At 73.5% G+C, this 13,987-nt stretch carries 15 protein-coding genes, 1 tRNA gene and 1 pseudogene; 5 read left to right on the top strand and 12 right to left on the bottom strand.

The annotated features are described in order from the left end of the window. Window positions 1-4: 4 nt before the first annotated feature. The 4 genes from ABZW14_RS07505 to ABZW14_RS07490 form a co-directional block, all read right to left on the bottom strand. The gene (locus ABZW14_RS07505; protein ID WP_355341309.1) at window positions 5-691 is read right to left on the bottom strand and encodes a VTT domain-containing protein; all 687 of its coding nucleotides are present in this window, start codon (window positions 689-691) and stop codon (window positions 5-7) included. Between the two features lie 36 nt (window positions 692-727). Next, the gene (locus tag ABZW14_RS07500) at window positions 728-1,264 is read right to left on the bottom strand and encodes a phosphatase PAP2 family protein (protein ID WP_355341306.1); all 537 of its coding nucleotides are present in this window, start codon (window positions 1,262-1,264) and stop codon (window positions 728-730) included. 101 nt (window positions 1,265-1,365) lie between these two features. Further along, complete coding sequence (locus ABZW14_RS07495; protein WP_355341303.1) at window positions 1,366-2,751, bottom strand: HAMP domain-containing sensor histidine kinase; 1,386 nt, start codon at window positions 2,749-2,751, stop codon at window positions 1,366-1,368. Between the two features lie 2 nt (window positions 2,752-2,753). Continuing rightward, window positions 2,754-3,431 carry a response regulator transcription factor gene (locus ABZW14_RS07490; protein WP_355341604.1) on the bottom strand — a complete coding sequence of 226 codons (678 nt, stop codon included), beginning with the start codon at window positions 3,429-3,431 and terminating at the stop codon, window positions 2,754-2,756. 252 nt (window positions 3,432-3,683) lie between these two features. Between ABZW14_RS07490 and ABZW14_RS07485 the strand changes: the two genes are divergently transcribed. From ABZW14_RS07485 to ABZW14_RS07475, 3 genes are read left to right on the top strand one after another with little or no spacing between them, the layout of a single operon-like run. After that, window positions 3,684-3,992, top strand: coding sequence for a FeoA family protein (locus ABZW14_RS07485; RefSeq protein ID WP_355341300.1), 309 nt, complete (start codon window positions 3,684-3,686; stop codon window positions 3,990-3,992). Window positions 3,993-4,042: 50 nt separating this feature from the next. Then, window positions 4,043-5,941 (top strand): ferrous iron transporter B, encoded by a 1,899-nt coding sequence (locus tag ABZW14_RS07480; protein ID WP_355341297.1) that lies wholly within the window; start codon window positions 4,043-4,045, stop codon window positions 5,939-5,941. 4 nt (window positions 5,942-5,945) lie between these two features. Further along, the gene (locus ABZW14_RS07475) at window positions 5,946-6,482 is read left to right on the top strand and encodes a NifU family protein (protein WP_355341294.1); all 537 of its coding nucleotides are present in this window, start codon (window positions 5,946-5,948) and stop codon (window positions 6,480-6,482) included. Window positions 6,483-6,896: 414 nt separating this feature from the next. Here the strand turns inward: ABZW14_RS07475 and ABZW14_RS07470 are convergent, their stop codons facing one another. The 6 genes from ABZW14_RS07470 to ABZW14_RS07445 all read right to left on the bottom strand — a co-directional run bounded on the left by ABZW14_RS07470 (window position 6,897) and on the right by ABZW14_RS07445 (window position 10,098). After that, window positions 6,897-7,172 carry a hypothetical protein gene (locus ABZW14_RS07470; protein WP_355341291.1) on the bottom strand — a complete coding sequence of 92 codons (276 nt, stop codon included), beginning with the start codon at window positions 7,170-7,172 and terminating at the stop codon, window positions 6,897-6,899. Window positions 7,173-7,281: 109 nt separating this feature from the next. Beyond that, window positions 7,282-7,551, bottom strand: coding sequence for a superoxide dismutase (locus ABZW14_RS07465; RefSeq protein WP_355341288.1), 270 nt, complete (start codon window positions 7,549-7,551; stop codon window positions 7,282-7,284). Then, complete coding sequence (locus tag ABZW14_RS07460) at window positions 7,548-8,162, bottom strand: superoxide dismutase (protein WP_355341285.1); 615 nt, start codon at window positions 8,160-8,162, stop codon at window positions 7,548-7,550. The genes ABZW14_RS07465 and ABZW14_RS07460 overlap by 4 nt, the downstream gene beginning before the upstream one ends. 193 nt (window positions 8,163-8,355) lie before the next feature. Beyond that, complete coding sequence (locus ABZW14_RS07455) at window positions 8,356-9,387, bottom strand: site-specific integrase (protein ID WP_355341282.1); 1,032 nt, start codon at window positions 9,385-9,387, stop codon at window positions 8,356-8,358. Further along, window positions 9,377-9,772 (bottom strand): hypothetical protein, encoded by a 396-nt coding sequence (locus tag ABZW14_RS07450; protein WP_355341279.1) that lies wholly within the window; start codon window positions 9,770-9,772, stop codon window positions 9,377-9,379. Before ABZW14_RS07450 ends, ABZW14_RS07455 begins: the two co-directional genes overlap by 11 nt. A gap of 239 nt (window positions 9,773-10,011) precedes the next feature. Next, window positions 10,012-10,098 (bottom strand) — tRNA-Leu (locus tag ABZW14_RS07445). 232 nt (window positions 10,099-10,330) lie between these two features. Between ABZW14_RS07445 and ABZW14_RS07440 the strand changes: the two are divergent. Beyond that, a pseudogene (locus ABZW14_RS07440) lies at window positions 10,331-10,747 on the top strand (tetratricopeptide repeat protein); the annotation flags it as partial. Between the two features lie 755 nt (window positions 10,748-11,502). Here the strand turns inward: ABZW14_RS07440 and ABZW14_RS07435 are convergent. Next, on the bottom strand, window positions 11,503-11,784 hold the full coding sequence (locus ABZW14_RS07435) for a hypothetical protein (protein WP_355341628.1): 282 nt from the start codon (window positions 11,782-11,784) through the stop codon (window positions 11,503-11,505). A 306-nt stretch (window positions 11,785-12,090) separates the two neighbouring features. Then, window positions 12,091-12,354 (bottom strand): hypothetical protein, encoded by a 264-nt coding sequence (locus tag ABZW14_RS07430; protein WP_355341625.1) that lies wholly within the window; start codon window positions 12,352-12,354, stop codon window positions 12,091-12,093. A 763-nt stretch (window positions 12,355-13,117) separates the two neighbouring features. On the opposite strand from ABZW14_RS07430, the gene ABZW14_RS07425 reads away from it, so the two are divergent. Next, window positions 13,118-13,942, top strand: coding sequence for a fibronectin type III domain-containing protein (locus ABZW14_RS07425; protein WP_355341601.1), 825 nt, complete (start codon window positions 13,118-13,120; stop codon window positions 13,940-13,942). Window positions 13,943-13,987: the final 45 nt, after the last annotated feature.

The raw sequence follows: 13,987 nt of genomic DNA, 5'->3' as shown, positions 1-13,987 counted from the left end.
TCGTTCAGTCGGTGCGGGAGGCGCTTCCGGACACCGTCGCCTCGGTGACGGGGGTTGCCGCGCGGCGGCGGGAGCGCAGGAACTGGATGCCGATCGGCAGGACGGAGACCAGCACGATGGCGATCAGGATGAACTCGATGTTCGACTTGACGAAGCTGATCTGACCGAGGAAGTAGCCGAGCACGGTGACGCCCGTCCCCCACAGCAGCCCGCCTAGGACGTTGTAGGTGACGAAGGTGCGGTAGTGCATCCGGCTGACCCCGGCGACGACGGGGGTGAAGGTCCGCACGACCGGTACGAAGCGGGCCAGCACGATCGAGCGGGCGCCGTAGCGGGCGAAGAAGGCGTTGGCCCGTTGCACGTTCTCCTGCTTGAACAGCCGGGAGTTGGGGCGGCGGAACAGGCTCGGGCCGACCCGTTTGCCGAACAGGTAGCCGACCTGGTCGCCGGCGATGGCGGCGACGGCGACGAGCAGGCAGAGCAGCCAGAGCGGCTGGTGCAGGTAGCGGCCGTCGGCGACGAGGAGTCCGGCGGTGAACAGCAGCGAGTCGCCGGGCAGGAACAAGCCGATGAGCACCCCGGATTCGGCGAAGATGATCGCGAGGATTCCGATCAGTCCGAAGGTGGAGATCAGCCATTCCGGGTCGATGAAGCTGGGGCCTGCGGCGACGAGCGCGTGAGGCGTGGACATGGCGTGACCTCCGGAACGAGGGGCGGGGGCTGGTGCTCAGGCGCTGGTGACGCGGCGGCTGGTACGGCGGTCGTAGGCACGACCGACGACGCCGATGGTGGCGACGGCCGCGGCGGCGACGAGCGCGCCGGCGAGGATGTCCCCGGGGTAGTGCACGCCGGTCCAGACGCGGGCGAAGCCGATGATGGTGGCTACCAGACTGAGCGCTACCCCCCATCGGCGGGACAGAAACGCCCCGACGGCGAAGGCCACCGCGAACGCCGCGGTGGCGTGGTCACTGGGCAGCGACGCTCCGGTGGCGTGCGGAATCAGCTGGTGTACGGGGTGGGTCTGGAAAGGCCGTACCTCGGTGCTGAGCGTGGCGACGACCTGCCCGACGGCGAAGGCCAGCCCGAGGGACGCGACGACGCGCACCAGGGCAGGGCGCCCGTGCCGCACGTGAGCCAGAACAGGGATTGCCGCGATGGCGGCGAGGACGTAGATCAGCCACATCGCCGACCATTCGAAGACGTCGTCGACGAGGTCGTTGCGGCCGGCGGTGTCGTTGACGATCTGGAACAGGTGATAGTTCATCGCTCCCCCGTGGCTGATGGGTTCCGGTGCAGGCAGGCGCCCATCAGGCCAAGGGTGCCGCCGGTCACCTGAGAGCAGCCTGAAGTCGCCGCGGCCGGCGTTCAGTGATCTTCGGAGTCGACGTGGTGGGGCAGCCGGATCCGGACGGTCATGCCCGGCCGGGGCAGCACCTGCACGTGTCCGCCGTGCGCCGCGACGACCTGGCGGGTGATGGCGAGGCCCAGGCCGGTGCCGCCTTCCGGGCGGGCGCGGCTGTCGTCGAGACGGACGAACCGGTCGAAGATGCGTTCCCGGTCGGCGTCGGGGACACCGGGCCCGTCGTCGCTGACCTCGACGTACGCCCACCCGTCGCGCTCAGACACGCGCAGGGTCACCTGGGTACGGGCGTGACGGGCGGCGTTGTCGGCCAGATTCCGCAACGCCCGGCCCAGGTCGTGGGCGTCGCCGGTGACCCGTACCGGGGTGAGGTCGGCCCGGATGGTGAGGTTCGGGTGCTGCCCGGCGAGCCGGTCCCGCTCGGTGTAGGCGAGATCGTCGAGGTCGACGTCGTCGCGGCGTCCGGTGGCGCCGCGCTCGTCGATGCGCGCGAGCAGCAGCAGGTCCGCGACGAGATCGCCGAGCCGGCTGGTCTCGCGGCGCAGCAGCTCGACCGTGTCGCCGTGCCCCTGCGGTACGGGCGCCAGTGCCAGGCGGTCGAGGCCGGCGCGCAGGGTGGCCAGGGGGCTGCGTAGTTCGTGGCTGGCGTCGGCGACGAACCGGCGCTGGCTCGCCGCGGCGGTCTCCAGGCGCTCCAGCATCCGGTTCATCGTCTCGGCGAGGGCCGCGACCTCATCTTCGGCGGCCGGCACGGGCACCCGGGCGTGCAGGTCCCGGGCGGTGATGCCGGCGACCCGCCGGCGGATCGCCTCGACCGGGCGCAGGGAGCGTCCGACGAACCAGAACACCGCCGCGCCGACCACCAGCAGCATGGGCCCCAGGCCGGCGGCCAGGATCGCCGCGACCGCCTCGGTGCTCTCGTTGACCGGCCGCAGCGACTGCGCGACCAGCACCGTGCGGGTCCCGGAGCCGCTGGCCACCCCTTCGGCGGCGATCCGGAAGGGGTCCTCGTCGGCGAACGGCAGCAGCCGTTGCTCGTGCAGCAGCTGACCGGGTCGGGGCCGCAGTGGGGACAGCGGCGCGGCGTCGCCGAGCGCGGCCGAGGCGGCCTCGACCTGCCCTGACGGGTCGAGGACCTGCACCAACGTCTGTTCTTCCGGGCTGGGCTTCAGCGTCTGGGCGAGCGCGGCCTGATCGCCGGCGGCCACCGCCGCGACCACCTCGGCCGCCCGTTGCCGCGCGGCGGCGTCCACGTTGCCGGCGAGATCCGCGCGGGCGATCAGGACGAACGCCGCCGCGCCGACGGCGAAGGCCGCCCCCACGACCATGGCGGCGGCCAGCGCCGAGCGCAGCCGTACCCCGAGGTGCCGGCGGATCCAGCCGATGGCCATGCTCAGCCGCCGTCGGCTGCCAGGCGGTAGCCCATGCCCCGCTCGGTCTGGATGGCCCGGCGACCGAACGGCTGGTCGATCTTGCGGCGGAGGTAGCCGACGTACACCTCGACGATGTTCGGGTCGCCGTCGAAGTGGGCGTCCCAGACGTTGTCGATGATCTGCCGTTTGGACACCACGTCACCACGGTGCCGCATCAGGAACTCCAGCAGCGCGAACTCCCGCGCGGTGACCCGGACGGCCTGGCCGGCCCGGCTGACCTGCCGCCGGGCCGGGTCCACGGTCAGGTCCCCGGCGGTCAGCACGACCGGCCGGGCGGGCGCGCCGCGGCGCACCAGGGCCCGCAGCCGGGCCACCAGCACCACGAACGAGAACGGCTTGACCAGGTAGTCGTCGGCCCCGAGGTCGAAGGCGTCCGCCTGGTCGTACTCGCCGTCCTTCGCGGTCAGCATCAACACCGGCGTCCACACGCCCCGTGACCGCAGCCGCCGGCACACCTCGTAACCGTTGAGGCCGGGCAGCATGATGTCCAGCACGATCACGTCGTACGGATTCTCGGTGGCCGCCCACAGCCCGTCGGTCCCGGTGTGCTGCACATCCACGGCGAACCCCTCGTCCTTCAGGCCGGCGCGCAGCACCTGCGCCAGGGCGGTCTCGTCCTCGACGACCAGCACCCGCACCCCGCCCACCCCCTTCCGGAACATCGACACCCGCACCCTGGCATCACCACGGGACACCTCGATCATCGCGCGACGCGTGGGACAGAAGTGCGCGTCAAGGCCACCGCGACGGGATTCGACCGCCACGCGGCTGGCCACGGCCGCAGCCAGCACAACCGCACGGTACGTGGTCGTGGTCGGCTGGCTGACCACACGGCCGGACTTCGTCACACGCCCTGGCAAGTGAGGCGAGCCTTACCTTATGGTGAGCTGGTGCTGCTGAGACGTCCTGCTGTCGCCCGCGCTGGCCTTGCCGTGCGTGCCGTCGAGGCTTCCGCCGGGCCAGCGGGTCGGCTGTCGGACCTGCCCCCGGGCGGTCGGGCCACGATCGTGGGACTGGCCGACGGGGCGCCGCCGTCGACGGCCCGCCGGCTGGCGGACCTCGGGTTCACCGCCGGGACGCCGGTGCAGGTCGTCCGTCGCGCGCCCCTGCGGGATCCGGTGGTGTACCGGGTCAAGGACTACGACCTGTGCCTGCGCCGCGCGCAGGCCGCGCACGTGCTGATCCGGGACGCGCGGTGAGGGACTCGGGATGCCACGCTGAGGCCGGAAGTGGCGCCGTTGACACGGCATTGCCGCGCTTGGCCCTGGCGGGCAGCCCGAACGCCGGTAAGACGAGCATCTTCAACGCTCTGACCGGTCTGCACGCCAAGACGGGCAACTACCCCGGTGTGACGGTGTCCCGATTCGTCGGCACCATCCAAGCGGGTGAACGGCGGTACCTGATCGAGGACCTGCCGGGCACCTACAGCCTCGACCCGATCAGCCCCGACGAGCAGATCATGGTCGACGTGCTCGACGGCCGCCTCGACGGCGAGGCACCCCCGGACGCGCTGCTCGTCGTGGTGGACGCCACCACGCTGCGCCGCTCGCTGCGGTTCGTCGCGCAGGTGCTGCGCCGCGGCCTGCCCACCTGCCTGGTGGTGACCTTCACCGACGAGATGACCGTACGGCAGGGCCAACTGGACCTGCCGGCGTTGCAGCAGGCCTTGGGTGTGCCGGTGGTGCGGGTGCTCGGCAACCGCGGGCAGGGCATCGACCAGCTACGCGACCAGATCGAGCGGTGGCCGACGTGGTCGACACCGGCCCTTCCGCCACCGGACGACCCGGCCGAGGCGGACGCGTGGGCCGAATCCGTGTTGAGCTTCGCCGGCTACCGGGCCCCGGGCCGGCACCGCATCACCCAGCGCGTCGACGCGGTGTTGCTGCACCCGCTGTGGGGCACCATCGTGTTCCTCGCCGTGATGGTGCTCTTCTTCCAGACCGTGTTCACCCTGGCCGCACCCCTGCAGGGCTACGTGGAGACGTTCTTCGGGTGGCTGTCCGGGCTGGTGGCCACCCACGTCGGCAACCCGTGGCTGGCCGGACTGCTCGGCGACGCCGTCATCGGCGGCATCGGCGCGGTGCTCGTGTTCGTGCCGCAGATCATGCTGCTGTTCCTGCTGATCTCTCTGCTCGAGGGCGTCGGCTACATGTCCCGCGCCGCGTTCCTGATGGACCGGGTGATGGCCCGCGCCGGCCTGGAAGGCCGCGCGTTCGTGGCCCTGCTGTCGTCCTTCGCCTGCGCGATCCCGGGCATCATGGCCACCCGCACCCTGCCGTCGGCCAAGGACCGCCTGGCCACCATGATGGCGGCGCCGCTGATGACCTGCTCCGCGCGGCTGCCGGTGTACGTGCTGCTGATCGGCCTGCTCGTCGACCCGGCCGCCCGCTGGGGGCCGTTCGGCGCGCAGGGCCTGGTCATGTTCGGCATGTACCTGCTCGGCGCGATCTCGGCCATGACCGCCGCCTGGGTGTTCAAGAAACTCGGCGACCGCACCGGCCCGCTACTGCCGTTCTACATGGAGATGCCCCCCTACCGGATCCCCTCAGCCCGCTCGGTGCTGATCGCGGTCGGCGACTCGGCCAAGTCGTTCCTGCGCAAGTGCACCACCATCATCGCGGTCACCACCGTCAGCCTCTGGTTGCTGCTGAACCTGCCCCTGCACTCGACCACCGACCTGCGCGCCCACGGCGTCGACCCGGGCAACCAGACCGCAGTCTCGGCCTACGTCGCCGACCACAGCTACGCCGCCGGCCTGGGCCATCTCGTCGCGCCGGTCTTCGACCCGCTCGGCTTCGACTGGCGGATCAACATCGGCGTGCTGTCCGCACAATCAGCACGGGAGACCTTCGTCGCCACCCTCGGCCAGGTCGCCGCCGCGGAGAACCCCGACGAACCGTCAAAGGCGCTCAAGGCGATGACCTACACCGACGGACCGCACGCCGGACAGCCGCTGTTCACCGCACCAACCATCGCAGCGCTGCTGGTCTACTTCGCCTTCGCGCTGCAGTGCATGGCCACCGTCGGCATCATCCGCCGCGAGACCGGCGGCTGGAAATGGCCCCTGATCGCGTTCGGCTACCTGACCACGCTGGCCTGGATCATGGCCTACGCCGCCAGGACCATCACCGCGCTCCTGGCGGGCTGAGGTCATGACCCCCATCCACCCCCAGCTCGTCACGGGCCACCCTGAGCAGCTGCGCTGGATCACCCCGGCCGGGGTGCTGCCCTTCACCGGCATCGCCGCCACCCTGCCCGCACCGCTCGCCGCCCTGCGCGACGACAGCACCCTCGCCCAGGTCCGCGTCGAACCCGCCGCGATCGTCACCACGCTGCATCCCGGTCGGCAGTGGTCCCGCGACGGAGCCCGCGTCCGTACGGCGCTGCACGCCGCTCTCGCCGACCCGGCCGGTTGGACCCCGGCGGACTCCGCCCGCGAGCCGGACGACGGACCACTGCGGGACGCCGCGCAGGAACTGCTCGACGGGCCCGTCGGCGACCTCGCTCGCTCCCACGGCGGGCACATCGAGCTCGTCGACGTCCGCGACGGCACGGTCACCGTCACCCTCGCCGGCGCCTGCCACGGCTGCCCCGCCGCCCGCACCACCCTCCGCCAAGGGCTCGAGGACCAACTTCGCCGACGCCACCCACAGCTACGCGCCGTCACCGCTGTCCCGGACCGGCGCTGACAATTCGGCTCATCGGGCATGAGGGGTGCGGATCTTCTGCGCCACCTCTGCGCGGTGGGCGCTGGGCATCGTCCGGGCGAAGGTGTTCCAGGGGCCGGACGTCACCAACGCCGAGTTCAACCGTAAGCCGGTCGGGACCGGTTTGTACTGGCCGGCGGCGTGGATGCCTGGGGGCGCTCACGCTGTCGGCGTAACGACTGCCACCGTACTGTGCCGTTCTTCTTGGTCAGGCGCACGAGCCCGTTGGTGTGGCCCAGGTCCACGAGGCGCAGGGCCAGGGCGCCGGATGCCGCCTCATCGGACCGAGATGCACGCGGTCACGCCGCGCCGACCGGACATCCGAGTGCGGCCGATCCCGACGGCGAGTGGATCGAGCTGACGAACACCGGCCCGGACGAGGTGATCGTGCTCGGGTCACACCCGGGAACCGTACCTGCGGATCACCGCCACGTCCGTGTAGAAAAACGAACTCTCCCGGGCGTCGCGGGCCACCAGAGCGTCGAAGATCAACGAACCGCCGTCGACGCCGTAGTTCAGTACCGGGTTGAGGGTGTCCGGCTCGCCGGAGGTCGCCACGACGTACGGGGTGGCACGGGAGGTGTCCGGCGAGGTCGCCGGTGCCGTGCAGCCGGCTGCGACCACCAGCGCGGCGGCCACCGCCGTTAGGCGAACCGACAGAGACGTGCCCATGTGATGCTCCTGCAGCGGGACGAACGGCGGCCCGTGGTGTCGCGGACCGAACGCGGCGGAGGCGCCCCTTGGTGGTCGGGGCGTCGCTCCGGTGCGGGGGTTGCGGGGCTCAGGCCGGTGGCGGCGGGGCCGCACCGGCGACGAGCAGGGTCAACTCCTGCACCAGGTCGTCGAGGGACTGGCCGCTCTGCTGGCATACCAGCCCGAGGGCGAGGTCCGCCAGGAGATAGAAGCCCAGCGTGCGGGCCTGCTCGGAGGCGAACGAGGCGAGGAGTTCCTCCGCGCCGGCGAGGTCCCCGCGGTGGCGGGCCGCGATGACCCCGGCGGCGCGTTGCACGAGGTCCGCCGCGACCGGAACCGGCTGCGGCGCGTTGGTCACGGTGTCGAGGCCGTCGTACGGGCAGCGGCGAAGCGGGCGGTTACGTCGCTCCAGTTGACCAGGTCCCACAGCCGGTCCACGTAGTCCGGACGCACGTTCTTGTACTGCAGGTAGTAGGCGTGTTCCCACGCGTCGAAGACCAGCAGCGGAGTGGAGCCCTGCCCGACGTTGCCGTGGTGGTCGTAGACCTGCTCCACGATCAGACGTCGACCCAGCGGCTCCCAGCCCAGCACACCCCAGCCGGAGCCCTGCACGCCTTTCGTCGCCGCCGACAACTGCCCGGCGAATCCGTCGAACGAGCCGAAGTGCTCGTCGATCGCGGCGGCCAACTCCCCGTCCGGGCGGTCGCCGCCGTCCGGTGACAGGTTGTTCCAGAAGTTCGAGTGCAGCACGTGCCCGGACAGGTTGAACGCGAACGTCTTCTCCAACCCGACCAGCGCCGCGAAGTCGCCCTTGTCCCGTGCGACGGCCAACTGCTCCAGGGCGTCGTTGCTGCCCTTGACGTACGCGGCGTGGTGCTTGCTGTGGTGCAGTTCCAGGATCTCGCCGGACATCGCCGGCTCCAGCGCCCCGTAGTCGTACGGCATGTCGGGCAGCGTGTAGAGGCCCATCGGGGCTCCTTCTCCTTCGTCGACAGCGCAGCGGGTGGGCGCCTCGGCGAAGTGCAGATCATCGCGGAGCCAGGGCACCCACCCGCTACCGCCAGCATTACGCAGTTGCCAGCTGGCAATAACTGTCCTCTTGCGAGAATGTCGCTGCCCTCAGGGTTGGCAGCCTCACCGGTTGCCGCGAACCGCGCGTCGCCTACCGGGCCGATGCCGGCGGTGACGCGGCGAGTGGGTGTGGTTCGCCGGTCATGGCGGCCAGAGCCGCGGCGACCGCCGAGAGGTCGGCTTTGATGTAGGTGGTGGTGGCGGGTCCGCGGCGGTCGGTGTGTCCGGCGTAGGCGCGGGCTATGCCGTAGCCGAAGTGGCGTTCCACCCAGGTGAGGGTGGTGTGCCGCAGCCAGTGGGTGGAGATGCCCTGGGCGGCGACCCAGGGCAGACGGTCGCCGATGCGTCTCCAGAGGTGGTCGTAGCGGCGGCTGCTGATCGGTTGGCCGTTGCGGTAGCGCACCAGCCGGTCGGTGGACAGGACCGCGCCCCGAGCCTGAGTGTGTTCCTGTAGGCGGGCGGCGAGGGTCGGGGTGATGGGTTGCCAGCGTAGGGTGCCGCCTTTCTCGGTGAGGCGGACCAGGCAGTGGCGGGTGTCGAGGTCGACCAGGCGTAGGGCGAGGGCGCCGCCGCGTCGGCAGGCGGTTTCGGTGTGCAGGCGCAGCAGCAGGGCGTCGAGGATGACGTCGTTGCCGCTGGTACGCGCTACCAGGTTGATGTCCTGCAGCTCGCCGGGGGTGAGGGCGCGGCGAGGGTTGGGTAGCCGGCGCGGCTCGGTGACCCGGTGTGCGGGGCTGTCCGCGGCGGTGAGGTAGCCATCGGCGATGGCCCGTCGGTAGACGGCGCGGGCGGCCGCGATGACGTGCTCCCCCGCATGGCGACCCTGCCGACCCGTGCGTCGGGGGCGGGCGGTAGCGGTAACCTGCCGCATGAGGGCTTCGATGTCGCTGGCGGCCACCTCGTCCAGCCGCAGGTGGCCGAGCGTGGCGACCATCCGGTTCCAGTAGGTGCCGTAGGTGCGGCGGGTGCCCGGACTGGCCGCAGCCTCGACGCGAGGTATGTACTCGGCGAGCATCGGCATACGCGGCGACGGGTCGGGGTGAGCGGCGAGGTCGGCCGGGGTGAGGCCGAGGTACGCCAGGATCTGTCGGGCGGTGACGATGCGTGACGGATCAGCCCGCATGAGAAGGGCCTTCGAGGGCGGCGGCGTGCAGGTCGGCGAGGATCCGGGTGATGGTGTTCGAGGGGTGCACGACGAGCAGATCGCGCGCCGGGACCGCGGCCAGCAGCACCACCTGGTGCGAGGTGATGCCGCACATCTGCCGAGCCGCCGCGGGCAGGGGTAGCCCTCCGCGGGCTCCCACGACGTGCGTCCCACCGGGTGCCGCGGTGATCAGGAGAAGGCCGCCGGTGGCGTCGATGTTGAGGCGGTGACCGGACGGCCAGCGCAGCGCCCGCAGCAGCGCTCGGGCCGCCACGCGTCCGTCGGCGTCCGGGCGGGCCACGTCGAAGACGAGGTCGTCGACCGGTTCCCGCGCAGGTGGTAGGGCCGCGGGCAGCTCCGGCATCGGAGCCGAGGGCGGTGCCGGGCGAGGAAGCGGGGTGGGGATGACCGCGCCGATCAGCTGCTCATGGAGGCGTCGGCGGGGCGGTTGCCGGGCGGCCGTCATGGCGACCGCCGGAGTCGGGCGCCCAGCCTCAGCGTGAGACGCCGAGAGACCCGGTCATCGATGTCTGCACGAGTGCTACGCGGAGTCCTCATCGGGAGCCACCGCGGTGGTGAGCTCCCGTGATCCCGCACGAAGACTGGTGTCCGAGGGGGGACTTGAACCCCCACGCCCTATACGGGCACTAGCACCTCAAGCTAGCGCGTCTGCCATTCCGCCACCCGGACCTGCTCGTCCAGCCTACCCTGTCGACCGAGGTGATCTTCTCACCGGTTCGGCCGCCCCGGTGGGCCGCACGGGGCATTACTGTACACGGCCGAGGTGGATCATGCACATCGCCGCCACCCCACCGCCTTTCCGCAGCTCAGCGCACCGCCACGGCCGCCCGCTCCGCCGCCCCGTACCGGATCCTGGGGGGTGGGTAGCGAGGAACCGGCGATTCCGGGCAGCATTGCTCACGTGTCCCACCCCTCCCCCCTGACCGCCGCTCAACACCAGGCCCTCGCGCTCCGTTCCGCGGGTGACCTGACCACCGCCCGCCGCCTGCTCGCCGACACGATCGCGGCGGCCCGACCGGCGTACGGGGAGGACCACCCCGACATACTGGCCACCGGCCACCTGCTGGCCCGCCTGCACCGCGAGGCCGACGACCCGGCCGCCGCCCGGCGTGTACTCGAAGAGGCCTACGCGGCCGGCGAGCGCCGCCGCGGCGAGGCCGACCCGCTGATGCTCGCGCTCAGCTTCGACCTCGCCGGCGTGGCCGAGGAACTCGGCAACCGGCACGAGGCCCGCCGCAACTACACCCGCGTGGCCACCGCCGGCCCCGACGTGCTCGGTCCGGACCACCCCGCGGTACGCGCAGCCCGCCAGTACCTCGGCGGCTCCGCCGCCGCTCCCGTCCCGCCCGGCCCGCCCCCCGCTGCCGCCGGCGCCCAGCCCGACCCCGGAGCCCTGTCCGGGCCGACCATGTCACTGCCGGCGATGCAGCAGCAATACCCACCGCAGCCCGCCCCGCCCCGGCCCGGCGCACCCACGGCGCCCGCTCCCGCCCCGCCCGTGCCCGGCACCCAGTGGGCCCCGCCGCCGGGGCCGGCCCGACCGGCCCCCTGGTCACCGCCGGCCCCAGGCCCGGCGACGCACCTGCCGCCGCCCCCGCCGGTCCCGCCCGCGCCGACCAACGCCCCGCCCGGCTCGGCCCCGCTGCCGCCGCCCCCGGTCGTCCCCTCGCCGGCATCGGCTCCCCCGGCCCCGATGTCCGGCCCGGGTGCACAAGGCGGCAGCGGGTCGAGTGGCTGGGCGACCCCCACGGAGGCGACGACCCGGTTCCCCGCACCGCCCGTTTCCGGCCCGGCCCCGGCCGTCCCGGCACCACCGCCGGTCACCGCCGTGCCGCCGGCGCCCGGGGTCACACCGGTCGCTCCCCGGCCCCCGCTCGTCCCGGCACCGCCCTCGTTCCCTGCCCCGTCGACGCCCGGGCCGGTTCCGCCCACAACGCACCTGGCGCCGCACGCGCCCAGCTCGGCGCCGCCCGCCCCGCCGGTTCCGGCGCCGCACACGCAGGCGCCGCCTCCGCCCGTCGTGCCGCCCGCACCACGCCCTGCCTCACCGATCGGGTCGACGCCCCCCACGCTTCACTCGGCGCCCCCGGGCGCACCGACGCCGCTGCCACCCGCGCCGAACCCGGCGCCGCCCGGCGTGCCGACGCCGCCTGCATCCAGCCCGGCACCGCCGGTCGGGCCGCTGCCGCCTGCACCGAGCACGGCGCAGCAGGCCGCGCCGACGCCGGTGCCGCCCGCGCCGGGCGCGGCACAGCACGGCACGTGGGCGCCGGTACCGCCCGTGCCGATGCCGCCGGTCGCTGCCGCACCGCAGGCTGGCGGGCCGTCGGTCCCCCTGCCGCCGGCGCCGGTCATCCCGCTCCCCGCCCGGCCGGTGTCGACGCCGCCTGCGCCCGGCACGGCATCGGGCGCGCCGGTCTCCGGCGTTCCCGGACCGGCGGTTCCGCCCGCCGCGGCCATACCGCCGGCTCCGAGGAACCCGGCCCCGACCTCCGCGCCGCCCGCGGCCGGCGTCCTCCCACCGCCACCGGCCATCCCCGTCTCCGCCCCGCCGGCATCGGCTCCGCCGATCTCGGCACCTACCTCGGCCCCGCCCGCAGCCCCGCCGGCGGCGGCCGCCCCGCCACACCGGCCGCCGGTCCGACCGGCCGCCGAAGCGGGTCAGCCGGAAGGCGGCGACCAGAAGCAGGCCCCTGCGGCCCCGGCGCCGGGGTGGGACAGGCCGACCATCCAGGTGCAGCAGATCGGCCCGCTGCTCCGGGAGGAGGCCGAGCGGCTCGCCGCCTCGCCGCCCCCGGATGCGACCGCCCCGCAGAGCAGCCCGCCCGTCAGCGCGCCGCAGACAGGCAACCCGCCCGCCAGCACGCCACCGTTCGGCGACTCGCCGGTCAGCGCGCCCCCGGCGGGTACTTCGCCCGTCAGCACTCCCCCGGCAGGCAACTCACCCCTCAGCGGGCCTCCGGTGAGCGGTCCGCCCGCTGAGCCGCCCGTCGCGGGAGCCGCGTTCGCCGCGCCGTTCGTCGGCGGGCAGCCGGCCCCGCCGGTGAGCGGGCCGCCGTCGGGGGGCATCGCACGGAACGATCAGTCCTCGGCGGAGGCAGCCGCCGTCGATGCGCGGCCGATGCAGGACCCGTCGGCGGGTGTGGCGCCGGTCAGCGGTGGCTTTCCGCCGCCTCCGCCGGCCAACACGCGTGCCCGCGGCTTGCCGAGCAGCGATGCGCCCGTTGAGGGTCGGCGTCTGCCCGCGCCACAAGTGAGCGGGCCGCCGCCGAGCGGTGGGCCCTTCTCACCGCAGCCGACCAGCGGACCACCCGTCAGCGGCGCACCCTTCCCACCACCGCCCGCCAGCGGGGCGCCTCTGCCGCCGCCGTTCAGTGGTCCGCCGTCGCTCCCGCAGGGCAACGCCGCGCCGCTTCCGCCCCCGCCAATCAATGCTCCGCCAGCCAGCGCCGGAGCAGGCACGGGAACGCCCTTCGCCACCCCACCCGCCAGCGCCCCGCCATTCAGCGCGCCACCCGCCAGCAGCCCTTTGTTCAGCGCGCCGCCTGCCAGCGGGCCGCCGGCAAGCGTTCCCCCACCGCCCCGCCATCCGGTCGGCAGCCCACCCGGTCATCCGGTCAGCAGCCCACCTGGTTATCCGGTGAGCGGGCCGCCTGGATATCCGGTCAGCGGTCCGCCCGGTTCTCCCATGAGCGGGCCGCCCGCTGCCGCCCCGGTCAGCGCCTCTCCCGTGCCGCCGTGGGGAATGACCGCGCCGCCGTGGAGCAGCGCCGCCCCGCCGCAGGCCCTCGACCGGCCCGGCGACCCTCGTCCCGAGCCGGTCATGGAGGAGCCCGACGCGGTCGAGCCCGGCCCGGGCCCCGCGCCGGAGAGCTCTGTCGGCCCCGGCCCGGACTCCGCTCCGGAGAGCGGGGACGAGGCGCCCCGGCGGCTGCCGGTCTACGACGGGTTGCTGGACTTCCCCGAGTCGACGCAGCCGGACCCGAAGCCGTACCCGAGCCAGGGGGCCTGGCCGGCGGTGCCGCCAGCGTTCCACCAGCCGGCCGCGTACCCGGTGGCGGAGGAGCCGGAGCCGCGCGGCCGTAACCGGACGGTGGTGGCGGTGGTGGCGGGCGCCGTGGTGGTCGTGGTGGCGGCCGTCGTCGGTGTGGGCGCGGTGCTGCTCAACCGCGACCCGGCGCCGCCGCCTGCACCGGCGCCGACGGCGGCGAAGCCGAAGGCGAGCGGTCCGCCGCCGGGTGAGCTGCGGTTGCAGGACGACACCACCACGATCACGGTCACCTGGACCGACCCGACGGGCGGCGGGGTGCCGTTCGTGGTGGCCGGCGGGCGGGCCGGGCAGAAGTTGGGGGTGATGGCCACGGTGGACGCCGGGCAGACCCGCTACACGGTGAACGGGCTGAGTCCGAAGCTGGACTACTGCTTCACGGTGCTGGCCGTCTACTCGACGGACACCTACGCCACCTCCGGTCAGGTCTGCACCGACCGGGAGGGTGGCACGACGCCCAACTGACCGGTGGCCACGCCACGCTCGGTGTCCACAGGGGGACGGTGCGGG

This window comes from Micromonospora sp. NPDC004551, assembly GCF_040609975.1.
In the GTDB taxonomy this organism is placed as follows: domain Bacteria; phylum Actinomycetota; class Actinomycetes; order Mycobacteriales; family Micromonosporaceae; genus Micromonospora.
Note: the sequence above shows the minus strand (reverse complement) of the source record. Positions and strands in the feature narration are given on the sequence as shown.

Bases quoted from the DNA above. Each gene is read 5' to 3' on its own strand.
- ABZW14_RS07505 (WP_355341309.1), bottom strand. From the start codon at position 691: ATGTCCACGCCTCACGCGCTCGTCGCCGCAGGCCCCAGCTTCATCGAC.
- ABZW14_RS07500 (WP_355341306.1), bottom strand. From the start codon at position 1,264: ATGAACTATCACCTGTTCCAGATCGTCAACGACACCGCCGGCCGCAAC.
- ABZW14_RS07495 (WP_355341303.1), bottom strand. From the start codon at position 2,751: ATGGCCATCGGCTGGATCCGCCGGCACCTCGGGGTACGGCTGCGCTCG.
- ABZW14_RS07475 (WP_355341294.1), top strand. From the start codon at position 5,946: ATGACCCCCATCCACCCCCAGCTCGTCACGGGCCACCCTGAGCAGCTG.
- ABZW14_RS07470 (WP_355341291.1), bottom strand. From the start codon at position 7,172: ATGGGCACGTCTCTGTCGGTTCGCCTAACGGCGGTGGCCGCCGCGCTG.
- ABZW14_RS07460 (WP_355341285.1), bottom strand. From the start codon at position 8,162: ATGGGCCTCTACACGCTGCCCGACATGCCGTACGACTACGGGGCGCTG.
- ABZW14_RS07455 (WP_355341282.1), bottom strand. From the start codon at position 9,387: ATGCGGGCTGATCCGTCACGCATCGTCACCGCCCGACAGATCCTGGCG.
- ABZW14_RS07450 (WP_355341279.1), bottom strand. From the start codon at position 9,772: ATGCCGGAGCTGCCCGCGGCCCTACCACCTGCGCGGGAACCGGTCGAC.
- ABZW14_RS07435 (WP_355341628.1), bottom strand. From the start codon at position 11,784: ATGACCGGCGCCGGCGGCAGGGGGACCGACGGCCCGCCAGCCTGCGGT.
- ABZW14_RS07425 (WP_355341601.1), top strand. From the start codon at position 13,118: ATGAGCGGGCCGCCCGCTGCCGCCCCGGTCAGCGCCTCTCCCGTGCCG.